The 21130-nt window shown below is 70.0% G+C and carries 20 protein-coding genes; 8 read left to right on the top strand and 12 right to left on the bottom strand.

Going from position 1 to position 21130, the window contains the following annotated elements; genetic code table 11:
• Window position 1: 1 nt before the first annotated feature.
• Genes NMQ01_RS10280 through NMQ01_RS10290 form a run of 3 tightly spaced genes read left to right on the top strand, consistent with a single transcriptional unit; the run spans window position 2 to window position 2834 of the window.
• Window positions 2-1024, top strand: a complete 1023-nt coding sequence (locus tag NMQ01_RS10280) for an iron ABC transporter permease (RefSeq protein ID WP_255183845.1) — start codon at window positions 2-4, stop codon at window positions 1022-1024.
• Window positions 1021-2034, top strand: a complete 1014-nt coding sequence (locus NMQ01_RS10285) for an iron chelate uptake ABC transporter family permease subunit (protein ID WP_255183846.1) — start codon at window positions 1021-1023, stop codon at window positions 2032-2034. Before NMQ01_RS10280 ends, NMQ01_RS10285 begins: the two co-directional genes overlap by 4 nt.
• Window positions 2031-2834 (top strand): ABC transporter ATP-binding protein, encoded by an 804-nt coding sequence (locus NMQ01_RS10290; RefSeq protein ID WP_255183847.1) that lies wholly within the window; start codon window positions 2031-2033, stop codon window positions 2832-2834. Before NMQ01_RS10285 ends, NMQ01_RS10290 begins: the two co-directional genes overlap by 4 nt.
• A 116-nt stretch (window positions 2835-2950) precedes the next feature.
• On the opposite strand, the gene NMQ01_RS10295 is transcribed toward NMQ01_RS10290, so the two are convergent.
• Window positions 2951-3289 carry a cupin domain-containing protein gene (locus NMQ01_RS10295; RefSeq protein WP_255183848.1) on the bottom strand — a complete coding sequence of 113 codons (339 nt, stop codon included), beginning with the start codon at window positions 3287-3289 and terminating at the stop codon, window positions 2951-2953.
• Between the two features lie 53 nt (window positions 3290-3342).
• Here NMQ01_RS10295 and NMQ01_RS10300 point away from each other — a divergent pair, with 53 nt between their 5' ends.
• Entirely contained in the window at window positions 3343-3678 is a 336-nt protein-coding gene (locus NMQ01_RS10300; protein WP_255183849.1) for a helix-turn-helix transcriptional regulator, read from the top strand.
• A complete protein-coding gene (locus NMQ01_RS10305) occupies window positions 3675-4178 on the top strand; it encodes an SRPBCC family protein (protein WP_255183850.1) in 504 nt (167 codons plus the stop codon). Before NMQ01_RS10300 ends, NMQ01_RS10305 begins: the two co-directional genes overlap by 4 nt.
• A 78-nt stretch (window positions 4179-4256) precedes the next feature.
• On the opposite strand, the gene NMQ01_RS10310 is transcribed toward NMQ01_RS10305, so the two are convergent.
• From NMQ01_RS10310 to ileS, 3 genes are read right to left on the bottom strand one after another with little or no spacing between them, the layout of a single operon-like run.
• Window positions 4257-4961 (bottom strand): LrgB family protein, encoded by a 705-nt coding sequence (locus NMQ01_RS10310; protein WP_255183851.1) that lies wholly within the window; start codon window positions 4959-4961, stop codon window positions 4257-4259.
• The gene (locus NMQ01_RS10315; protein WP_255183852.1) at window positions 4954-5319 is read right to left on the bottom strand and encodes a CidA/LrgA family protein; all 366 of its coding nucleotides are present in this window, start codon (window positions 5317-5319) and stop codon (window positions 4954-4956) included. Before NMQ01_RS10315 ends, NMQ01_RS10310 begins: the two co-directional genes overlap by 8 nt.
• A 7-nt stretch (window positions 5320-5326) precedes the next feature.
• On the bottom strand, window positions 5327-8626 hold the full coding sequence (gene ileS / locus NMQ01_RS10320; RefSeq protein WP_255183853.1) for an isoleucine--tRNA ligase: 3300 nt from the start codon (window positions 8624-8626) through the stop codon (window positions 5327-5329).
• A 282-nt stretch (window positions 8627-8908) separates the two neighbouring features.
• Here ileS and NMQ01_RS10325 point away from each other — a divergent pair, with 282 nt between their 5' ends.
• Window positions 8909-9448, top strand: a complete 540-nt coding sequence (locus NMQ01_RS10325; protein WP_255183854.1) for an NUDIX hydrolase family protein — start codon at window positions 8909-8911, stop codon at window positions 9446-9448.
• 1 nt (window position 9449) lies between these two features.
• On the opposite strand, the gene NMQ01_RS10330 is transcribed toward NMQ01_RS10325, so the two are convergent.
• On the bottom strand, window positions 9450-9890 hold the full coding sequence (locus tag NMQ01_RS10330; protein ID WP_255183855.1) for a MarR family winged helix-turn-helix transcriptional regulator: 441 nt from the start codon (window positions 9888-9890) through the stop codon (window positions 9450-9452).
• 85 nt (window positions 9891-9975) lie between these two features.
• On the opposite strand from NMQ01_RS10330, the gene NMQ01_RS10335 reads away from it, so the two are divergent.
• Window positions 9976-11808 carry an ABC transporter ATP-binding protein gene (locus tag NMQ01_RS10335; protein ID WP_255183856.1) on the top strand — a complete coding sequence of 611 codons (1833 nt, stop codon included), beginning with the start codon at window positions 9976-9978 and terminating at the stop codon, window positions 11806-11808.
• Window positions 11809-11903: 95 nt separating this feature from the next.
• On the opposite strand, the gene NMQ01_RS10340 is transcribed toward NMQ01_RS10335, so the two are convergent.
• From NMQ01_RS10340 to NMQ01_RS10350, 3 genes are read right to left on the bottom strand one after another with little or no spacing between them, the layout of a single operon-like run.
• On the bottom strand, window positions 11904-12536 hold the full coding sequence (locus NMQ01_RS10340; RefSeq protein ID WP_255183857.1) for a DUF4276 family protein: 633 nt from the start codon (window positions 12534-12536) through the stop codon (window positions 11904-11906).
• A gap of 2 nt (window positions 12537-12538) precedes the next feature.
• Window positions 12539-13924, bottom strand: coding sequence for an AAA family ATPase (locus NMQ01_RS10345; protein ID WP_255183858.1), 1386 nt, complete (start codon window positions 13922-13924; stop codon window positions 12539-12541).
• A 26-nt stretch (window positions 13925-13950) separates the two neighbouring features.
• Window positions 13951-14715 (bottom strand): 1-acyl-sn-glycerol-3-phosphate acyltransferase, encoded by a 765-nt coding sequence (locus tag NMQ01_RS10350; protein ID WP_255183859.1) that lies wholly within the window; start codon window positions 14713-14715, stop codon window positions 13951-13953.
• A gap of 85 nt (window positions 14716-14800) precedes the next feature.
• Here NMQ01_RS10350 and valS point away from each other — a divergent pair, with 85 nt between their 5' ends.
• On the top strand, window positions 14801-17419 hold the full coding sequence (valS, locus tag NMQ01_RS10355; protein ID WP_255183860.1) for a valine--tRNA ligase: 2619 nt from the start codon (window positions 14801-14803) through the stop codon (window positions 17417-17419).
• A 51-nt stretch (window positions 17420-17470) separates the two neighbouring features.
• Here valS and NMQ01_RS10360 read toward each other — a convergent pair whose 3' ends face one another.
• From NMQ01_RS10360 to NMQ01_RS10375, 4 genes are all read right to left on the bottom strand, one after another.
• Window positions 17471-18202 carry a hypothetical protein gene (locus NMQ01_RS10360; RefSeq protein ID WP_255183861.1) on the bottom strand — a complete coding sequence of 244 codons (732 nt, stop codon included), beginning with the start codon at window positions 18200-18202 and terminating at the stop codon, window positions 17471-17473.
• Window positions 18203-18304: 102 nt separating this feature from the next.
• A complete protein-coding gene (gene clpX, locus NMQ01_RS10365) occupies window positions 18305-19582 on the bottom strand; it encodes an ATP-dependent Clp protease ATP-binding subunit ClpX (protein WP_255183862.1) in 1278 nt (425 codons plus the stop codon).
• A gap of 154 nt (window positions 19583-19736) precedes the next feature.
• Window positions 19737-20342: a hypothetical protein gene (locus NMQ01_RS10370; RefSeq protein WP_255183863.1), complete on the bottom strand. Its 606-nt coding sequence runs from the start codon at window positions 20340-20342 to the stop codon at window positions 19737-19739.
• Between the two features lie 112 nt (window positions 20343-20454).
• Entirely contained in the window at window positions 20455-21129 is a 675-nt protein-coding gene (locus tag NMQ01_RS10375; RefSeq protein WP_072625038.1) for an ATP-dependent Clp protease proteolytic subunit, read from the bottom strand.
• Between the last annotated feature and the right edge of the window lies 1 nt (window position 21130).

Raw genomic sequence — 21130 nt, forward strand, 5'->3', positions numbered from 1 at the left:
CGTGACCTCACGCCCCACGGCACGACGCACCCCACGGACCGCCCTGGTCCTCGTGGGGTGCGTTGCCGTGCTCGCCCTCGTCGCCCTGACCTCGCTGGCCGTCGGCTCGAAGTCCACGTCGCTGCCCGAGGTCGTCGACGCCCTCACCGGCCGCCCCGACGCCTACCTCGCGACGGTGCTCGACGCCCGGATCGAGCGCACCCTGCTCGCCATGGGGGTCGGCGCGGCCCTGGCGGTCTCCGGCGCGCTCATGCAGGCGGTGACCGTCAACCCGCTCGCCGACCCCGGCCTGCTCGGCATCAACGCGGGCGCCGCCGCGGCGATGGTGAGCGCCAGCGTGTGGCTCGGCATCTCCACCGGCACGGTCGCCTCCGCATGGGTCGCCCTGCTCGGGGGCGGCACCGCCGCCCTCGTCGTCCACACCATCGGCACGGCCGGCGACACCGGCGCCAGCATGGTCCGGCTCGTCCTCGCCGGTGCCGTCGTGGCGGCGGTGCTCACCGCCTACGTCCAGGCGATCGCGCTGTCCCTGCCGAGGCACTTCGACAACTACCGCTTCTGGGTCGTCGGCTCGCTCGGCGACGGCGGCCTCGACCAGTTGCGGGCGGTCGCCCCCTTCGTCGTCGTGGGGCTGGTGCTCGCGCTGCTCTGCGCGAGCAGCCTCAACGCGCTGGCCCTCGGGACGGAGGCGGCCGCGGGCCTGGGGGTCAACACCGCGCTGGTGCGCACCGCCGCCCTCGGGGCCGCGACGCTGCTGTGCGCGGCGGCGACCGCGGCCGTCGGGCCGATCGCCTTCGTCGGTCTCGCCGTGCCGCACATCGTGCGTGCCCTCGTCGGGCTCGACGTGCGCGCCCAGCTGCTCGGCTGCCTCGTCGTCGGCCCGACGCTGCTGCTCGGCGCCGACATCATCGGCCGGATCGTGCTGCGACCGCAGGAGCTCATGGTCGGGGTCGTCACCGCCTTCGTCGGGGCTCCCGTGCTGCTCCTCGCGGTCCGCCGGCTCGGCCGGAAGGCACAGGCATGAGCACCCTCGCTCCGGCCCGCCGTCGGGCGAGTGCGCTCGGCCTCGTCCTCGTGGGGCTCGTCGTCGCGACGGCCCTGGCAACACTGACGATGGGCGGCCTCGGCGTGGCACTGGCGGACCTGCCGGCCGGCATCGTCGAGGTGGCTCGTGGCGAGGCGACGGGCAAGGCCAACTTCGTGCTCGGTCACCTGCGCGGCCCGCGCCTGCTCGTCGCGCTGGGTGCCGGCGCCGCGCTCGGTGCTTCGGGCGCGCTCTTCCAGTCCGTGACCCGCAACCCGCTCGGCTCCCCCGATGTCATCGGTGTGAGCGCGGGCGCGGGTGCCGGAGCCGCCTTCGTCGGGCTGCTCCTGCCCGGCGCCACGTCCATCGTCCTCGGCTCGGTGGCTGGCGCGGCGCTGGCCGTCGGGCTCGTCGCCGTGAGCACCGGGACCGGGCTGTCCAACCCGATGCGCATGGTCCTCGCAGGCATCGGGGTCTCGGCGATGGCCTACGCCTTCACCCAGTACGTCGTCTACGTCGTCGCGCGCGACAAGGCGACGGTCCTGTCGGCCTATCTCAACGGCAGCCTCAACGCGCGCGGCTGGGACCACGTCGTGACGATCTGGCTGGTCCTCGCGGTCGCCGCGGTGCCGCTCGCGCTGCTGTCGGTCCCCCTCGGCCTCACCGAGATGGGCGACGAGGTGGCCGCCTCGCTCGGCGTGCACTCCGGTGCCGTGCGCCGAAGGGCGGTGCTCCTGTCGGTGCTGCTCGCCGGCGGGGCGGTGGCGGTCGCCGGGCCGATCGCCTTCGTGGCGCTCACCGCTCCGCACGTCACCCGGCGGCTGGCCCGCAGCGCCCGGCCGCTGCTCGGCCTGTCCGCCGTCACCGGCGCTCTGCTCCTGTCGGCGGCCGACCTGGCCACCCAGCAGGTGCCGCTCTTCGACGGGCTGCCCGTCGGCATCCTCACGCTCGCGATCGGCGGCGTCTACCTCGGCGCCCTGCTCGTCTCCGAATGGAAGAAGGCGACATGACCTCCCCTTCGCTCGTCAGCGCCCGCCAGATCACCGTCGGCTACGGCGGGGAGCCGGTGATCCGCGGGCTCGACCTCGACATCGCCCGCGGCGACTTCACCGTCGTCGTCGGGCCCAACGGCTGCGGCAAGTCGACGCTGCTCAAGGCGCTCTGCCGGGTCAACCAGCCGTCCGATGGCCGGGTCGAGCTCGGCGGCGACGACCTGCACAGGATGCGCGGACGCGCTGTGGCACAACGGGTCTCGCTGCTGCCGCAGAGCGCGATCGCCCCGGAGGGGATCACCGTGGGCGAGCTCGTGACGCGCGGCCGGCACCCCCACCACAGCCTGCTGCGGCAGTGGTCGCCGGACGACGATCGGGCGATCGCCGCGGCACTGGATCGCACCCACCTCACCGATCTCGCCGACACCCCGGTCGCGACGCTCTCCGGCGGTCAGCGGCAGCGGGCCTGGGTCGCGATGGTTCTCGCGCAGGACACCGAGGTGATCCTCCTCGACGAACCCACCACCTTCCTCGACATCGCGCACCAGTACGAGCTGCTCGAGCTCTTCGCCGGGCTCAACCGCGAGGGCCGCACGATCGTCGCCGTGCTCCACGACCTCAACCAGGCGGCGCGCTTCGCCTCACGTCTGGTCGTCATGCACGAAGGGAGGATCCGCGGCGACGGTCCACCCGCGCAGGTGCTGACGAGCGAGCTCGTCGAGGAGGTATTCGGCCTGGCGTGCGACGTCGTCGACGACCCGCAGTCGGGCACGCCGATGGTCGTCCCCCACGTGCGTCAGCAGCCGCTCACGCCCTGACCCGTCAGCCCGCGCCACCCGACGGCGCGCCGGACTTCGACTCGCGCGCGGGTCATCGAAGCAGGCGCGAGAAATACCTGGTGCGGCAGTCGATGACTCGTGCGCCTGTCGACAGCTCAGTCCGGCCTCGCCGCCGGGTCGAGCATGACCAGCTGGAAGACGGCGTCGGTGACGCCGCGCACCTCGTGGGGGACGCGCGCGTCGAGGTTGGCGACGGCTCCGGGACCGAGGGTCACCACCTGCTCCCCCGCGGCGAACTCCACGGTGCCGGAGAGGCACTGGACGAGGATCGGGAAGGCCGCCGTGTGCTCCGCGAGCACCTGACCGGCCGCGAAACGAAACATCACCACCCGGCAGCCGTGGCCCACGAGCGCCTTCTTGACGCCGGGGCGACCCCCTTCGCTCGTCGGCGCGAGGTCGAGGAGGCCGGAGACGGAGTGCAGAGTCGTGTCCATGACTCCGACCCTAGGCCTTGATAGGTGACCATATGGTCACCTATGGTGATCTGGTGAGCGATGACGACCTCGTCTTCAAGGCCCTGGCGGACCCGATACGCCGGCTGCTGCTGGACGCACTCTTCGAGCGGGACGGGCGCAGCCAGTCCGAGCTCGAGAAGGTCGTGCGCGAGCACACGGAGATGACGAGGTTCGGGGTGGCCAAGCACCTGCGGCTGCTCGAGGAAGCGAACCTCGTCGTCACCCGCAAGGAGGGGCGGACCAGGCTGCACCACCTCAACGCCGTCCCCATCCGCGCGATCCACGACCGGTGGATCGGCAAGTACACGGCGGCGCGGACCTCCGCGCTCCTCGATCTCAAGCGAGTCCTGGAGGACGACGAGTCATGAGCGACACCGAGATCCAGATCCACCGCATCTTCATCAATGCCACGCCCGAGCGGGTGTGGGCGGCCATCACGTCGCCGGAGTTCAGCCGGCTCTACGGCTACGCCGGCGAGGTCGACTACGACCTGCAGCCGGGTGGCCACTTCGAGCACCGGGCCGGCGAGGACATGAAGGTGGTCGGCATGCCCGACGTCGTCGTCACCGGCGAGGTCCTCGAGGCCGACCCGCCGCGCCGCCTCGTCCAGACCTGGGCACCGGTGTGGATCGAGGACGAGGAGCCGGGCACCCTCACCTGGGAGATCGAGCCGAGCGCCCACGGCGCGGTCCGCCTGACCCTCACCCACGACCTCACCGGCCGGCCGACGACGGCCGAGCAGGTGGCGGGCAACCCCGACCCGAGCAACGAAGGGGGCGGCGGCTGGCCCTGGGTGCTCTCGGGCATCAAGACCGTCCTCGAGACGGGCGCCCCGATGGAGCCGCACGCGGCCGACGGCGCCGCCTGACCGGCCTCGTGCGGCCCTCCCCCAACTCTGCAAAACCCTAGGGTCTTGCAGAGTTGGGAGGGCGCGGACGAAGGGGGGTCAGAGGAGGGCGATGACGAGCGGCACGAGGACGCTCGTCAGCAGCGCGGTCAGGCCCATGGCCAGGCCGGCGAAGGCCCCCTCCGTGAGGTCGTCGTGCAGCGAGCGCGAGGTGCCGACTCCGTGGGAGGCCGCGCCCATGGCCAGCCCGCGCACCCTCCGGTCGTGGACCGACAGCCGGTCGAGCAGCCACGGACCGAAGACCGCCCCGAGCATGCCGGCGAGCATCGTGAAGGCGGCGACGAGCGCCGGCACTCCCCCGATGTGGTCGGCGATGGCGATCGCGACGGGCGTCGTCGCAGCCTTGGGCGCGATCGTGTGCTCGAGCGCCTCGGACCCGCCGAGGGCGCGCACCGTGAGCACGGCCGAGCCGATCGAGACCAGAGCACCCGCCGGCAGGGCGACCGCCAGCGGCAGCGCCATCTCGCGCAGGTGGTGCGCCTGCCGGTGCAACGGCACCGCCAACGCCACGGTCGCCGGGCCGAGCACGAGATGGATGAGCGCGCCGCCGGTCATGTAGGTGTCGTAGTCGATGCCGAGGACGGCGAGCAGCGTGATGAGCAGCGCCGCGGCGACGAGCACCGGCTGCGCGAGCGGGTGCCCGCCGGTGCGGTCACGCACCCACACACCGGCCCGGTAGGCGAGCAGGGTGAGGAAGACCCAGGTGAGCGGCGAATCACGCAGCCAGTCGATCGCCTCAGTCATGCGAGCGCACCCGCACTCCCCGGCGCCCCTGCAGCCACGAGGCCAAGCCGGCGACGGTCACCAGGCCGAGCCCCCACGACAGGACGAGCCCGCCGGTGACCGGCAGCCACTGCCGCCCCAGCTCCGACGCGTGCACCATGATCCCGACCGTCACCGGGACGAAGAAGAGCTGCAGGTGTCGCAGCAGCCCGTCGGAGAAGCGCAGCGTCCCCGAGACCTCCCCCGGCCGGCGCACGGACAGCACCGCGAAGAGCAGCACCATCCCCACGACCGGCCCGGGGATCGACAGCCCGAGGACCCGGACGAAGACCTCCCCGACGAGCTGGCAGCCGAGGACCCACAGGATCCCGTTGATCATCGGCGGCTCACAGGCGCGTGACCTTGACCCGGACCCTCTCGCTGCCGGAGAGCTCGGTCTCGACGACGCCGTCGACGAGCGGCAGCGCCTCGAGATTGGGAGCGGAGCCGAACTGGCCGGCGAGCGTCTCGTCGACGATCAGGCCCTGGTGGGCGACGGTCGCCTGCCACACCTGCTGCGAGCCGGTGATCGTCAGACTGATCCGGTCGGAGACCTCGAGCCCGGCCTGCTTGCGCGCCTCCTGGACGGCGCGGATGACGTCACGCGCCAGACCCTCGGCCGCCAGCTCGTCGGTGACCTCGGTGTCGAGCACGATGAAGCCGCCCACGGACCCGGGGAGCATCGCGGTGGCGCGGTGGCTCCCTTCGTCATCGGCCGCGACGGTCTCGAGCGTGTACTCGCCCTCGACCAGCGCGATGCCGCCGGAGGTCACGGTGCCGTCGTCGGCGACGGACCAGTCGCCCGACTTGCTGCCCTTGATCGCGACCTGGACCTGCTTGCCCAGGCGCGGTCCGGCCGCACGGGCGTTGACGGTGAGCTTCTGGCTCACGCCGAAGTCCGCGGCCGCCGGGTCGGCGATGTCGAGCAGGCTCACCTGGCGCACGTTGACCTCGTCGGCGACGATCGCGCCGAAGTCCGCGAGCTTCGCGGCGTCGGGCACGACGACCGTCAGGTCACGCAGCGGCAGGCGGTTGCGCAGCTTGTTGGCCTTGCGCAGCGCGCTGGCCGAGCTGCACACCGCGCGGGCGGTGTCCATGGCGACGACGAGGTCGTGCTCGGCCGGCAGGTCCTCCGCCTTGGGCCAGTCGGCCAGGTGCACCGACCGCCCCCCCGTGAGCCCGCGCCAGACCTCTTCGGTCATCAGCGGCAGAAGGGGGGCGGCGACGCGGCAGAGCACCTCGAGTGCCGTGTAGAGGGTGTCGCAGGCAGCCTCGGCGTCGGCCCGGTCGGCACCCGTCGCCCAGAAGCGCTCCCGGCTGCGCCGGATGTACCAGTTGGTGAGCACGTCGGTGAAGCTGCGGGTGCTGTCACAGACGCCGGCGATGTCATAGGCGTCCATCCGCGCGGTGGCGTCCTCGACGAACTCGCGCAGCTTGGCCAGCAGGTAGCGGTCGAGCGGGTCGGTGGAGCCCGTCGACCACGTCGCCTCGTAGCCGTCGCCGAGGGCGTTGGCGTAGAGGGCGAAGAAGGAGTAGCTGTTCCACAGCGGGATGAGCACCTGCCGCACGCCCTCGCGGATGCCCTGCTCGGTGACGACGAGGTTGCCGCCGCGCAGGATCGGGCTGCTCATGAGGAACCAGCGCATCGCGTCGGCGCCGTCGCGGTCGAAGACCTCGGAGACGTCGGGGTAGTTGCGCAGCGACTTGGACATCTTCTGCCCGTCGTTGCCCAGGACGATGCCGTGGCTGATGACCGAGGAGAAGGCCGGCTTGTCGAAGAGCGCGGTCGCGAGGATGTGCAGCGTGTAGAACCAGCCGCGGGTCTGGCCGATGTACTCGACGATGAAGTCGGCCGGGAAGTGCTGCTCGAACCACTCCGCGTTGTCGAAGGGGTAGTGCACCTGGGCGTAGCTCATCGACCCGGAGTCGAACCACACGTCGAGCACGTCCTCGACGCGCCGCATCGTGCTCTTGCCGGTCGGGTCGTCGGGGTTGGGCCGGGTCAGCTCGTCGACGAAGGGACGGTGGAGGTCGGGCTCGCCGTCCTCGCCGAGCGGCAGCCGCCCGAAGTCGCGCTCGATCTCCTCGAAGGAGCCGTAGACGTCGATGCGCGGGTAGGCCGGGTCGTCGGACTTCCACACCGGCACCGGGCTGCCCCAGAAGCGGTTGCGGGTGATCGACCAGTCACGCGCGTTCTCGAGCCACTTGCCGAACTGGCCGTGCTTGACGTGGTCGGGTGTCCAGGTGATCTGCTCGTTGTTGGCGAGCATCTTGTCCTTGATCGCCGTGACCTCGACGAACCACGACTCGACGCCCTTGTAGATCAGCGGCTGCCGGCAGCGCCAGCAGTGCGGGTAGGAGTGCTCGTAGGACTCGCGGCGCAGCAGGATCGTGCCCTCGCTGACCGAGTCGGCCCGCTCCCCCCGGGTCGTCGCCTTGAGCGCGTCGATGATCGGGCCGTTGGCATCGAAGACGAGCATGCCCTCGTAGTCGGTGACCGGCGCGGTGAAGCGACCATCCTTGGCCACCGGCATGACGGCGGCGATGCCCTCGCGGTCGGTGACCTCCTTGTCGATCTCACCGAAGGCGCCGGCGGTGTGGACCAGGCCCGAGCCGTCGGTCGTCGTCACGGCGTCGTCGGCGGCGACGACGCGGAAGGCACCCTCGTGGCCGGCGTAGTAGGACATCGGCGGGGTGTAGGTGCGGCCGAGCAGCTGTGCACCGGTGTAGCGGCCGAGGACCGTCGGCTCGTCGCCGAGCTCGCGGGCGTAGTGGCCCAGTCGTGCCTCGGCGAGGACGTACTTCGCGGTGGCACCCTCGACACCGGGCACGGGCGCCTCGACGACGACGTAGTCGATCTCGGAGCCGACCATGACGGCCAGGTGGCTCGGCAGGGTCCACGGGGTCGTCGTCCACACGAGCAGGTGGGCACCTTCGAGCACCGGGTCCTCGCCGGTGGTGTCCATCCGCAGGCCGACGGTGACGGCCGGGTCCTGGCGCATCTGGTAGACGTCGTCGTCCATGCGCAGCTCGTGGTTGGACAGCGGCGTCTCGTCCTGCCAGCAGTACGGCAGCACGCGGAAGCCCTCGTAGACCAGGCCCTGGTCGTACATCGACTTGAAGGCCCAGATGACCGACTCCATGAAGGTCGGGTTGAGCGTCTTGTAGTCGTTGTCGAAGTCGACCCAGCGCGCCTGGCGGGTGACGTAGTCGCGCCACTCGCCGGTGTACTTGAGCACCGACTCGCGGCAGGCGGCGTTGAACTTCTCGATGCCGAGCTCACGGACCTCGTCGGTCGTCTTCAGCCCGAGCTGGCGCATCGCCTCGAGCTCGGCGGGCAGTCCGTGGGTGTCCCAGCCGAAGCGCCGCTCGACCCGCTTGCCGCGCATCGTCTGGTAGCGCGGGACGACGTCCTTGACGTAGCCGGTGAGCAGGTGGCCGTAGTGCGGCAGACCGTTGGCGAAGGGGGGTCCGTCGTAGAAGACGAACTCGTTGCTGCCGTCCGTGCCGGCGTCACGGGCGTCGATGGAGGCCTGGAAGGTCCCGTCCGCCTCCCAGTAGTTCAGCACGTGCTTCTCGATGTCGGGGAAGCTCGGGGAGGAGGCGACGGTGGTCGCGTCGGTGGTGGAGACCTTGGGATAGGTCATCGCGGCGGCTCCGGGGTACTCGGCGGGTCAACTCGTCAACTGCCACGAGGACGGCGGCCGGTCGGCCTCCGCGGTACCACCCCGCTTGTCCACCCCCTTCGCGACGAAGGGAGTGGACCGCTCCTTGGTCCATCGGTCGTGACGTGACCACCCGTCCGGGTCTAGTGAGGAACTGCCGCTCCCGTTCTGCCGGAGGCTCGCCGCTGATGACGGCTCAGACGCCTGTGGCACCAGTGTAGGACGCACCGACGGAGGCTCGAAACCGCGTGCGAGGATGGCGCCATGCCGACCGACCTCGACCGTCAGGAAGCGTGGCTCAGCCGCGAGGAGCTCGACAACGTGCGCGGCCGCGTGCCGATCCTCTACGTCGCGGCGGTGCCCGTGCGGGTCGCCGACAACGGCGACGTCACGTCGGTCGGGCTGCTGCTGCGCGCCTCCGACACCGGCACGATGGAGCGCGAGCTCATCGCCGGCCGGGTCAACTACCACGAGCGGGTGCGCGACGCCCTCGTGCGCCACCTCGAGAAGGACCTCGGTCCGATGGCCCTGCCGAGCGTGCCGGCCTCCCCGGCGCCCTTCACCGTCGCCGAGTTCTTCCCCACGCCGGGGGTCACGCCCTTCCACGACCCGCGCCAGCACGCCGTGGCCCTGAGCTTCATCGTGCCGGTGCGCGGCGACTGCGCGCCCCAGCACGATGCCCTCGACCTGGCCTGGCTGACGCCCGAGGAGGCCGGCGAGACCGGGCTGCTCGCCGAGATGTCGGGTGGCCACGGGGCGCTGCTGCGGCAGGCGCTGGCCCACCTGGGGCACAGCTCAGTCTGACTCAGTCCAGCCCCTCCTCGAGGGTCGTCAGCGCGTCGGCGAGCGCCGCGCGCTGCTCGGCGCTGAGCGCTCCCATCTGGTCACCGACGCTGCGTCGGCGGGCCTCGTGCACGGCGGCGCGCACCGCGCGCCCGGCGTCGGTGACGACGACGACGCTCGCCCGGCGGTCGTGCGGGTCCGGCTCGCGGCTGACATACCCCTTGCCCTCGAGGGCGTCGACGACGTCGGTCACCGACCGCGGGGCGATGCGAAGGGAGTCGGCCAGGTCGCGCAGCCGCGGCGCCTCCGCGCGGTCCGCCGCCACGCGCAGGGCGCGGGCCTCGTGGGGTGACAGGTCGTGCTCCGACAGGTCGACCATCCACGCCCGGCGCAGGCCACGGGCCACGCGCAGCAGCTGCTCGCCGAGGTCCTCCGAGGCCGACCCGGCCACCCGCTTCGTCATGACGACCACGGTAGCCGAGTTGCTCCCTTCCCTCATAGTGAGGTAACCTCAGCATCACGAACTGAGACGAATGAAAGGGGCCCGCATGGACACCCCGACGACATCCCCCAAGACCGGTGGCGGGCACGGACCCCGCCGCATCGACCCGCGCGACCGCGCCCAGCTCGCCGAGAGCCCCGTGAGCGCGCGGCGGGTCATCGCCTACTTCCGCCCCTACCGCTGGCAGGTCGCCGCGGTGGTGGCGCTCATCGTGGCCAGCTCGCTGATCTCGATGGCCTCCCCCTTCCTCCTGCGCACCGTCATCGACGATGCGCTCCCCCACCAGGACGTGCGCCTGCTCCTGCTCGCCGTCGGCGGCATGCTGCTCGTCACCATCGCCACCGCACTCATCGGCGTGCAGCAGACGTGGATCTCCACGCGCGTCGGCCAGGCCGTCATGCACCGGCTGCGCACCGACGTCTTCACCCACCTGCAGCGGCAGTCGATGAGCTTCTTCACCCGCACCCGCTCCGGCGAGATCACCTCGCGCATCACCCAGGACATCGGTGGCATGCAGTCGATCGTGACGAGCACGGCCGTCTCGATCGCCTCCAACCTCACGACCGCGGTCGCCACCGCCGTCGCCATGGCCGCCCTGAGCTGGCGGCTGTCGCTCCTCTCGCTCCTCGTCCTGCCGCCGGCGATCTGGACCACCCGCAAGGTGGCGCTGGCCCGGCTAGAGATCACCTCCCAGCGGCAGCGCCGGCTGTCCGACCTGCAGGCCCAGGTCACCGAGGAGCTGTCGGTGAGCGGTGCGCTGCTGTCCAAGACGCTGGGCACGTCCGGGCGCGGAGCCCGCGAGTTCACCCAGACCTCGACCGACCTCGTCGGCCTCGAGGTGCGCAGCGAGCTCGCCGGCCGCTGGCGGATGGCGACGATGTCGATCGTCTTCGCCGCGATCCCGGCCCTGATCTACCTCGCTGCCGGCTTCCCCGCGACGAGCGGCGGCATGACCATCGGCACGATCATCGCCTTCACGACGCTGCAGTCGGGCATCTTCCGGCCGATCATGGGCCTGCTCAACGTCGGTGCCTCGTGGGTGGCCTCGATGGCCCTCTTCAGCCGGGTCTTCGGCTACCTCGACCTCGAGCCCGAGGTCGTCGCCCCGGCCGACCCGGTGGACCTCGACCCCGCGACCGTGCGCGGCGACGTGCGCATCGAGGGCGTCTCCTACCGCTATCCCGACGGCCACCGGCTCGCCCTGGCCGACGTCCAAGCGACGGTCCCCGCCGGCGCCCACCTCGCGCTCGTCGGCGCCACCGGCAGCGGCAAGTCGACCCTCGCCTCGCTGCTCGTCCGGCTCGCCGACCCGACGAGCGGGCGGATCACCGTCGACGGGGTGGACCTGCGCGACATCGACCCCCAGACCCTCACCCAGGTCATCGGCATCGTCACCCAGGAGACCTACCTCGCCCACGACACGGTGCGCGCCAACCTCCTGCTCGCCGACCCCGAGGCCACCGAGGCTCGGCTGTGGCAGGCCCTCGCGACCGCCCAGGCCGCCGACCTCGTCGCGGCGCTGCCCGAGGGGCTCGACACGGTCGTCGGCGCGCGCGGGCACCGCTTCTCCGGTGGGGAGAAGCAGCGGATCGCCATCGCCCGCACCCTGCTGCGCGACCCGGCCGTCCTCGTCCTCGACGAGGCGACGAGCGCCCTCGACAACGACACCGAGCGTGAGCTGCAGGCCGCCCTCGACGCGCTGGCCCGCGGCCGGACGACGATCACCATCGCCCACCGACTGAGCACCATCGAGTCCGCGGACGAGATCCTCGTGCTCGCGGGCGGGCGGGTCGCCGAGCGGGGCGAGCACCTCGCCCTGCTCGCCCGGGGCGGCGCCTACGCCCGGCTCGCCGGGGAGGACCTCGCCCTCACTGCATGAGGTTCATCTGCAGACCTACCTCTATGCCGTGACCGGATTCGGTGACCCCAGTTCGGTGCCGGGCCGGGCTCGCCCCGCCAACGCGGCTGATCAGCTCAATCCCTGTTCTGCCTCAGGCCAGCGACGGCATTGTTCACATCATCGACTAGGCGCTGCCACGCCGGCAGTTGAGGCAAGTTCCCGTCCAAGTCCAGCCGCTGTAGAAGGACCTCCCGCCGAGAGGTGAAGGACCGCTTCTCCTTCTTCAGCCGCCGCCCAGACTTCCCACTGGATGCGATTAGCGCGCGCTCGAGGACTTCTTTTGGCGATGCACATCTTTCGATGGCAGAGATCTTGGGCAAGTCGAGCGACACCCTACCTGCAGGGTTCCCAGCCACCTCTCTGATCGCTGCCTCATCGAGCAGCAGCCACGCCTCCAACTCTTGCACCGGCACAACCGGGACAATCGGCATAGCCAGTCCAAGCTTCCGAGCAGAGTCCAAAATTTCACTACGCCTAGCGGTCGCATCGGAACTGTCGGAATCTCTATGTACGAAGATCAGGCTCGGCCGAGACTCCTCATTCAGAACGCGCTCAAGACGTTCAGCGACGGACCCTGAGTACGCACGAGAACTTCCGACAGCCGAATCCGCTCCGGCCCGCGATAGCAAAGACCTCAAATGAGGAATGAGACCGTCGTCCGACGTTCCTTCTCGAAGGAAGACGAAATTAACCTCTAGATCAGCCATGATTAGAAGTCGAGCGTAAGGGGCGCATCGTCCGGGAGCGTGAGGTAGTCCATTATCGTGGCCCGCGAAATCGTTCTCTCGACACTGTCGCCTCTCCACGTCCCGGCCAGGTGCATCAGACCGACGGTGGTTTGCGGCCCTTCGCCTGTACGCACCGTTAGCGGAACTGCCAGTAGCAGGTCCGCTTCCTCTTGGAACTGAACGAAATGGGGTGAATGGGTGTTCACCATTACTTGCCTCAAGGGGTTGTCGGGGCCCGGTGCTTCTGTTGGGTCGACTGCAAGATCCCGCACGAGCTCGACCATCTCTTGGATCTTTGCCGGGTGTATCCCGTTCTCGGGTTCCTCCATGCAGATGAGCCCGCCAACCTCGTCGTCTTGAGCCATGATGCAGAGCGCAAGAAACCTCAGCGTCCCGTCCGACATCGACCTTGCGGGCAACATGAGGCCGGATCCCATCCGCGCCTCTAAAGTTAAGAGCTCGCGGCGTTCGTCAATGTCCACGGCAATCTCTCGAACGTCGGTGAGGGCGGCGGCAGAGGCTGCGATCTCTGCGTAGACCTGCTCCCCCTTCGTCCGTGCGAGACGATAGAGACTAGACGCCAAGTGGCCTCCATCCGACGCAATGTGATCCGGATCGTTCGCCGAGTCGGGAGTGCGCATCGAACTTGGCTCTAGTGCCAACTGTCTCCACTGCTGCATTTCACGACGCGCAGCAAGAATCGTGGGGTCGTCGTACGCTGTCGTTGTACTTACAACAGTTCGGGGCGCGTTAGCAGCAGGAGACGTGCGCGGCTGGCCGCGACTGCCGCCGTCCGCATGCACCCGGATGGTCGCCTCATCCATCGAATGGTCAGTTGAGATGAAGGCGACGCCAGAACGGCGACCTTTGAGCACCGCGTCGCGAAAGTTCCTCTTGCTGTGGGGCCACTTAATGTGCGAGGGCGCTTCACCATGGGTAATGTGAACCAAAGACTCTCGCCGCAGTTCAATTCTCCCGAGTCTACTAAAACTTCCGCCCTGCGGCCGAACATAGCCAAGTTCGAGTTCATACCTCAGGAAAGTCATTGTCGGTCGGGTAGTGCGCCCGAAATCGTCCTCCACTTCACTAGGAACGATCATCTCTGCCGCAATCACCATCGCTGGGCTCTCACCTTCAGCGTTCCTCCAGAAGAGGGCACGAGGGTCACCGCCAGCCGGACCATCGGAGCGCAGCAACTGAGCCGCTTCCATGAACGACTTGTCTGCGAGGAGCGACAGAAACTCGATGGCGTCGAATATGTTCGACTTGCCCACTGCATTGGGGCCAGCAATGCACGTAAACGGACCAAAGTCGACGGAAAAATCAATGAGGTTCTTAAACCCCGTCACCTCGAGACGAGTGAGCATGCCCTCAACATACCCGCTCGTCGGGCTCAGTCCTTGGTGAACTGGTCCTTGGTGCGGGTCATGTCCTTGTGGTCCTTGGCCCAGGCGTCCTCGTAGGTCGGGGCGGTGCCGCCCAGGCGGGCGGGCTGGAAGCGCAGCTCGTCGCCCGTCAGGGGCGGGTAGGCGGCGATGGTCTCGTCGAGGAGCTGCTTCATGACCTCGCGCAGCCGCTCGGTGATCTCGTTGACGTCGTCGTCGGGCCCGACGTGGATCGGGTCGCCGATGGTGATGTGGATCGGGAAGTTGGTGCGCCCCAGACGCTTGGGCACGTCCTTGGTCCAGATCCGGTGCGCGCCCCAGACGATCGTCGGGAGGATCGGCACGCCCGCCTCCTGCGCCATCCGGGCGGTGCCGCTCTTGAGCTCCTTGATCTCGAAGGAGCGCGACATCGTCGCCTCGGGGTAGACCCCGACGACCTCGCCGTCCTTGAGCTTGGCCACGGCCTCCTTGAAGGCAGCCCCACCCGCATGCCGGTCGACCGGGATGTGCTTCAGCCCCCGCATGAAGAACCCGGCCACCTTGTGCTGCCAGATCGACTTCTTCGCCATGAAGCGCACCCACCGCTGGCTGCGGCGTGCTCCCAGCCCGGCGAGCACGAAGTCGATGTAGCCGGTGTGGTTGATCGCCATGACCGCGCCGCCACGCTTGGGGACGTTGCGGTCGCCCTTGATGGTGAAGCGGTAGCCGTTGATGAGGAAGATGGTCCGCGCGACGATGATGATCGCGCGGTACAGGGGCTCGGGTCGGCGCATGACTGCAGCCTACGGTCTCGTAGGTCGCCGGAGCAGGCACGGACCGATTGGTCCGCGCCACACCGGTGATGGGAAGATCCACCCCATGACCGAGCACTCCCCCGCCCCCGACGCAGCCCGCATCCCGGACCGTCCCTCGCTGGACGGCCTCGAGGACACGTGGGGCGCCGTATGGCGTGAGCAGGACACCTACGCCTTCGACCGCGAGGGTGCCCGGGAGCAGGTCTTCTCCATCGACACCCCGCCGCCGACTGCCAGCGGGTCGCTGCACATGGGGCACGTCTTCAGCTACACGCACACCGACTGCATGGCTCGCTACAAGCGCATGCGCGGGCTCAACGTCTTCTACCCGATCGGCTGGGACGACAACGGCCTGCCGACCGAGAAGCGGGTGCAGAACTACTACGGCGTGCGCGGCGACTCCTCGCTCCCCTACGACCCGGACTTCACGCCCCCCTTCGAGGGCACGACGAAGACCATCAAGGCCGCCGACCAGGTCCCGATCAGCCGGCAGAACTTCATCGAGCTGTGCGACGAGCTGACGGTCAAGGACGAGGAGGCCTTCGAGTCCCTCTTCCGCCGCCTCGGCTTCAGCCTCGACTGGAACATCCAGTACCGCACCATCGACGACCGCTCCCGCGCGACGGCGCAGACCGCCTTCCTGCGCAACCTCGCCCGCGGCGAGGCCTACACCGCCGAGGCCCCCGGCCTGTGGGACGTGACCTTCCAGACCGCCGTCGCGCAGGCCGAGCTCGAGGCCCGCGACTACCCGGGTGCCTACCACCGCGTCGCCTTCCACGGCGCCGACGGCCCGGTCCACATCGAGACCACCCGTCCCGAGCTGCTGCCGGCCTGCGTCGCCCTCATCGCCCACCCCGACGACGAGCGGTACCAGGGCCTCTTCGGCTCCACCGTCACCTCCCCGCTCTTCGGGGTCGAGGTGCCGGTCGTCGCCCACCCGTCCGCGGAGATGGACAAGGGCGCCGGCATCGCGATGTGCTGCACCTTCGGTGACCTCACCGACGTCACCTGGTGGCGCGAGCTGCAGCTGCCGACCCGCTCCGTCGTCACCCGCGCCGGCCGGATCCTCGGCGAGACCCCCGAGTGGATCCAGAGCGAAGGGGGCGCCGCGACCTTCGCGGAGATGTCCGGCAAGACGGTGCATTCCGCCCGCGAGGTCGTCGTCGAGGCGCTGCGCGCCTCGGGTGACCTCGACGGCGAGCCCCAGAAGACCCAGCGCAAGGCCAACTTCTACGAGCGGGGCGAGAAGCCCCTAGAGATCGTCACCTCGCGCCAGTGGTACATCCGCAACGGCGGCCGCGATGCCGATCTCAACCAGGCATTGCAGGCGCGCGGCGACGAGATCGACTTCCACCCCGACTTCATGAAGTCGCGCTACAAGAACTGGGTGGCCGGGCTCAACGGCGACTGGCTGATCTCGCGCCAGCGCTTCTTCGGCATCCCGATCCCCGTCTGGTACGCCCTCGACGGCGATGGCCAGCCGCAGTACGACAGCCCGCTCGTGCCGACCGAGGAGCAGCTGCCCATCGACCCGATGGCGCAGGTGCCCACCGGCTACACCGAGGACCAGCGCGACCAGCCCGGCGGCTTCACCGGCGACCCCGACGTCATGGACACCTGGGCGACCTCCTCGCTCACCCCGCAGATCGCCGGCGACTGGCTCGCGGGCGAGCGTGGCGAGAGCGACCTCTTCGGCAAGGTCTTCCCGATGGACGTGCGCCCGCAGGGCCACGACATCATCCGCACCTGGCTCTTCGCGACCGTCGTGCGCGCGCACTTCGAGCACGGCAGCGCCCCGTGGAAGAACGCCGCGATCTCCGGGTGGATCCTCGACCCCGACCGCAAGAAGATGAGCAAGTCGAAGGGCAATGTCGTCACGCCCGAGGACGTCGTCGTCGAGCACAGCGCCGACGCCGTGCGCTACTGGGCGGCGTCCGGTCGCCTGGGAACCGACGCGGCCTACGACACCGGTCAGATGAAGATCGGCCGCCGTCTGGCGATCAAGCTGCTCAACGCCAGCAAGTTCGCCCTCGGCTTCGGCGAGCCCGAGCTCGACGACCGCCAGGGGCTGGCCTCGGTGATCACTGAGCCGCTCGACCGGGCGATGATCGCGGCCCTGCAGCAGGTCGTGGGCGATGCGACCAGCGGCTTCGAGGCGTGGGACTACACCCGCTCGCTCGACGTCACCGAGACCTTCTTCTGGACCTTCTGCGACGACTACATCGAGCTCGTCAAGGACCGCGCCCACGGTGGCGACCCGTCGGCACGCGCCGCGCTGCGGCTCGCGCTGTCGGTCGTGCTGCGCCTGCTCGCGCCCTTCCTCCCCTACGCGACCGAGGAGGTCTGGTCGTGGTGGCAGGAGGGGTCGGTGCACCGCGCGACCTGGCCCGAGGCCACCGAGCTGGCCCTCGCGGAGGCCGGTGACCCGCAGGTCCTCGCAGCCGTCGGCACGGCCCTGAGCCAGGTACGCAAGGCCAAGTCCGACGCCAAGGTCGGCATGCGCAGCGAGATCACCGCAGCGACGCTCGTGGCTCCGGCCGCGACCGCCGACCGGGTGCGCGCGGGCGAGCCCGACCTGCGGGCGGCCGGCCGCCTGACGGGGAGCTTCGACTACGCCGAGGGCGACGAGGTCGTCCTGCGCGACGTCGAGCTCATCCCCTTCGTCAAGCCGCCGAAGAACTGACGACCTGACGACGCAGGGCCCGACTCCCCGAGGGAGGCGGGCCCTGCGTCGTCAGACGGTGTCGGGGTCAGCCTCGCGCAGCAGGTCGGTCGACGGCTCGGGGGCCAGCCGGGGCACCCGCCAGGCGGCCGTGGCCGCCGATCCGTCGAGCACACGTCGGTGACCGGTCGGCTGGACGAGGATCCACGGCACGGCCCAGCCGCCGAGGCGCAGCCGGCGGGTGGCGAAGGCGTCCTCCTCGAGCACTTGCACCGAACCGCTCGCCGGCTCGTAGACGTGGAGCACGTCCGGCCGCTCGCCCGGGAGCACGAGCGTGACGTGCCGCGGCAGCAGGCGGCTGCCGACGTAGAGCGCGGCCGGCTCACCGTCGACGACGAGGTCGAGCAGCCGCCGGTAGCGGGCGCGCAGCGACTCCTCGGAGTGGGCTCGCACGGAGATGATCCGATAGCGCGTGCCCGGCCGGGAGCCGCCGTGCTCGAGCTCGTGCGCGAGGCCCCACGGGGGCGTGCCGAGCGCCTGCGGCCACGCGAGGGTGAAGCCGCCGCCGGGGCCGCGCCAGCCGTTGGTGCGAGCGTGGACGAGCCGTTCCCAGGCCGCGAAGCGCTCCGCTGCGGTGGCACCCTCGGCGCCCGGCACCGGGTGCCCCTCACCGGTGGCGACCCAGCGGGCGAAGGGAGCGTCGACGAGCATCCGGGCGACCGTCGCGCACGCGGACCCGCACGTCGTCGGGCTCTGCTGCCGTGGCCCGGACGATCCCTGCACGAGGCGGAAGGGCGCGTTCACACCGACATCCTGTCAGGCTTCGAGACGGCCGCGGACGGCCTCCTCAGCCAGCGTGGTGGCTTCGAGACGGCCGCGGACGACCTCCTCAGCCAGCGGGGGGTGTCAGGCGGAGCGCTTGTGCTTGCGCTTGCCGCTCTCCTCGTGGCGCACGATCGTCGGCAGGACGTTGTCGCGCACGACCTCGGCGCTGACGACGATCTGCTTGATGCCGTCGTCGCTCGGGGTGTCGAACATGACCGGCATGAGGACCTCCTCCATGATCGCGCGCAGGCCACGGGCTCCCGTGCCGCGGGCGATGGCGGAGTCGGCGATCGCCTCGAGGGCGTCGTCGGTGAACTCCAGCTCGACGCCGTCGATCTCGAACATCTTGCGGTACTGCTTGACGAGAGCGTTCTTGGGCTCGGCGAGGATCTGCACGAGGGCCTCGCGGTCGAGCGGGGTGACCGTCGTGATGATCGGCAGACGGCCGATGAACTCGGGGATGAGGCCGAACTTCATCAGGTCCTCGGGCATGACGTCGGTGATCGCCTCGGCGAGGTCGGTCGCCTTGTGCAGCTCGGAGCCGAAGCCCAGGCCCTTCTTGCCGACGCGCGACTCGATGATCTTCTCCAGGCCGGCGAAGGCGCCGCCGACGATGAAGAGCACGTTGGTCGTGTCGATCTGGATGAACTCCTGGTGCGGGTGCTTGCGCCCGCCCTGCGGGGGCACCGACGCCGTCGTGCCCTCGAGGATCTTCAGCAGCGCCTGCTGCACACCCTCGCCGGAGACGTCACGGGTGATCGAGGGGTTCTCCGACTTGCGGGCGACCTTGTCGATCTCGTCGATGTAGATGATCCCCTGCTCGGCCTTCTTCGTGTCGTAGTCGGCGGCCTGGATGAGCTTGAGGAGGATGTTCTCGACGTCCTCGCCGACGTAGCCGGCCTCGGTCAGGGCGGTCGCGTCGGCGATCGCGAAGGGGACGTTGAGCATGCGGGCGAGGGTCTGCGCGAGATAGGTCTTGCCGCAGCCGGTCGGGCCGATGAGCAGGATGTTGGACTTCGCGATGTCGACGTGGTCCTCGTCGCGCTTGGCGACCGCGCCCTCGTCGGCCTGGATCCGCTTGTAGTGGTTGTAGACGGCGACGGCGAGCGCCTTCTTCGCCTTGTCCTGACCGATGATGTAGGTCTCGAGGAAGTCGTAGATCTCGCGCGGCTTGGGCAGCTCGTCGAGGCCGAGGTCACCCGAGTCGGTGAGCTCCTCCTCGATGATCTCGTTGCACAGGTCGATGCACTCGTCGCAGATGTAGACACCGGGCCCGGCGATGAGCTTCTTCACCTGCTTCTGGGACTTGCCGCAGAAGGAGCACTTGAGCAGGTCGCCGCTCTCTCCGACTCGTGCCACGTCAGGTGTCCTCTCGATCCCGGGTCGACCACGTGGGTCGCGTGCCTCGACCGTACCCAAGTGGGTGCCGGTCGTCTCCCATTGGACACCGACCGACGGGGGCGCGTCGCGCCGTTCCGCTGACAGCGCAACCGCCCGACCGCCCCACCGCCCGTCAGTCGTCGGCCTCGTCGTCGTCCCGCATGATCTGCGCGATGCCCACGACGAGCGCCAGGACGATCGAGAAGCACAGCCACGCGGCCTCGCGAGGCCGCCACCACCCGTCGGAGTCCTCGTCGGACGTCGGCGCGGACGAAGGGGAGGCCGCCACCGGTGTCGTCCCGGCACCGAGCCGCTCCTCGACGTCGGCAACCGTGACCGCACCCTGCGGGGGGCCCGAGGTCAGCACCGTCGTCCCGCCGCACAGCTCGACCCGCCAGGCGTCGCCCGCACGCGTGGCCAGCACCAGGTACTCCCGCCCGACTCCCAGCCGCACGCCGCACGAGGCGGAGTCGTCGCGGCTGACGACGGTGACCCGCTGCTGCCCGGGTCCCTTCCACTCCCTTCGCACGACGACGTCGTAGCGCGAGCCGGCCATCCCGTCGGCGCTCGTGTGCTCGTCGCGGGCGGCGACCTCGACCCGCGCGACGAGCGCCGCGCGGTCGACGAGACGTGCCGGGCTGCTCACGGCGCACGAGCAGGCCTGGGCCGCGGGCGCGGTGAGGACCACGACCGGCAGGGCCAGCAGAGCCGCCAGGAGCGGCAGGAGCAGACGTCGCATGGTCCTTGGACGTCTCCCACCCTGGTTCGGTTCCACGGCCGGCGCGGCACGACGCAGGGCCCCGGAGATCGCTCTCCGGGGCCCTGCGGTCGTGGTGGCTCTGTCGCCGCGGTCAGTCCTCGAGCGAGGCCTTGCGCGGGGTGAGCACCTCGTCGATGAGGCCGTAGTCCTTGGCCTCCTGCGCCGAGAGGATCTTGTCGCGCTCGATGTCCTCGCGCACCTCCTCGGCCGTCTTGCCGGAGTGCTTGGCCCAGGTCTCCTCGAGCCAGGTGCGCATGCGCAGCACCTCGTTGGCCTGGATCTCGATGTCGGAGGCCTGGCCGTACTCACCGCCGGCGAGCGCCGGCTGGTGGATGAGGATGCGGCTGTTGGGCAGGGCGAAGCGCTTGCCCGGGGCACCGGCGCCGAGGAGCACCGCCGCCGCCGACGCGGCCTGACCGATGACGAAGGTCTGGATGTCGGGACGGATGTACTGCATCGTGTCGTAGATCGCCGTCATGGCAGTGAAGCTGCCACCCGGGCTGTTGATGTACATGAGGATGTCGCGCTCGGGCTCCATCGACTCCAGCACGAGCAGCTGGGCGATGATGTCGTCCGCGGAGGCGTCGTCGACCTGCACGCCGAGGAAGATGATCCGGTCCTCGAAGAGCTTGGTGTACGGGTCCATCCGCTTCATGCCGTAGGAGGTGCGCTCCTCGAAGTTCGGCAGGATGTAGCGGCTGGACGGCCCGGGACGAAGGGGGGCCGAGCCCGGCTGGTGGGTACGCAGCTGTGCGTCGAAGTTCATG

This window comes from Janibacter sp. CX7, from assembly GCF_024362365.1.
Taxonomy (GTDB): Bacteria; Actinomycetota; Actinomycetes; order Actinomycetales; family Dermatophilaceae; genus Janibacter.

Excerpts from the sequence above, each read along its gene's own strand:
- NMQ01_RS10285 (WP_255183846.1), top strand. The coding sequence starts at position 1,021 with ATGAGCACCCTCGCTCCGGCCCGCCGTCGGGCGAGTGCGCTCGGCCTC.
- NMQ01_RS10290 (WP_255183847.1), top strand. The coding sequence starts at position 2,031 with ATGACCTCCCCTTCGCTCGTCAGCGCCCGCCAGATCACCGTCGGCTAC.
- NMQ01_RS10295 (WP_255183848.1), bottom strand. The coding sequence starts at position 3,289 with ATGGACACGACTCTGCACTCCGTCTCCGGCCTCCTCGACCTCGCGCCG.
- NMQ01_RS10305 (WP_255183850.1), top strand. The coding sequence starts at position 3,675 with ATGAGCGACACCGAGATCCAGATCCACCGCATCTTCATCAATGCCACG.
- NMQ01_RS10310 (WP_255183851.1), bottom strand. The coding sequence starts at position 4,961 with ATGACTGAGGCGATCGACTGGCTGCGTGATTCGCCGCTCACCTGGGTC.
- NMQ01_RS10315 (WP_255183852.1), bottom strand. The coding sequence starts at position 5,319 with ATGATCAACGGGATCCTGTGGGTCCTCGGCTGCCAGCTCGTCGGGGAG.
- ileS (WP_255183853.1), bottom strand. The coding sequence starts at position 8,626 with ATGACCTATCCCAAGGTCTCCACCACCGACGCGACCACCGTCGCCTCC.
- NMQ01_RS10325 (WP_255183854.1), top strand. The coding sequence starts at position 8,909 with ATGCCGACCGACCTCGACCGTCAGGAAGCGTGGCTCAGCCGCGAGGAG.
- NMQ01_RS10330 (WP_255183855.1), bottom strand. The coding sequence starts at position 9,890 with ATGACGAAGCGGGTGGCCGGGTCGGCCTCGGAGGACCTCGGCGAGCAG.
- NMQ01_RS10335 (WP_255183856.1), top strand. The coding sequence starts at position 9,976 with ATGGACACCCCGACGACATCCCCCAAGACCGGTGGCGGGCACGGACCC.
- NMQ01_RS10340 (WP_255183857.1), bottom strand. The coding sequence starts at position 12,536 with ATGGCTGATCTAGAGGTTAATTTCGTCTTCCTTCGAGAAGGAACGTCG.
- NMQ01_RS10345 (WP_255183858.1), bottom strand. The coding sequence starts at position 13,924 with ATGCTCACTCGTCTCGAGGTGACGGGGTTTAAGAACCTCATTGATTTT.
- NMQ01_RS10350 (WP_255183859.1), bottom strand. The coding sequence starts at position 14,715 with ATGCGCCGACCCGAGCCCCTGTACCGCGCGATCATCATCGTCGCGCGG.
- valS (WP_255183860.1), top strand. The coding sequence starts at position 14,801 with ATGACCGAGCACTCCCCCGCCCCCGACGCAGCCCGCATCCCGGACCGT.
- NMQ01_RS10370 (WP_255183863.1), bottom strand. The coding sequence starts at position 20,342 with ATGCGACGTCTGCTCCTGCCGCTCCTGGCGGCTCTGCTGGCCCTGCCG.
- NMQ01_RS10375 (WP_072625038.1), bottom strand. The coding sequence starts at position 21,129 with ATGAACTTCGACGCACAGCTGCGTACCCACCAGCCGGGCTCGGCCCCC.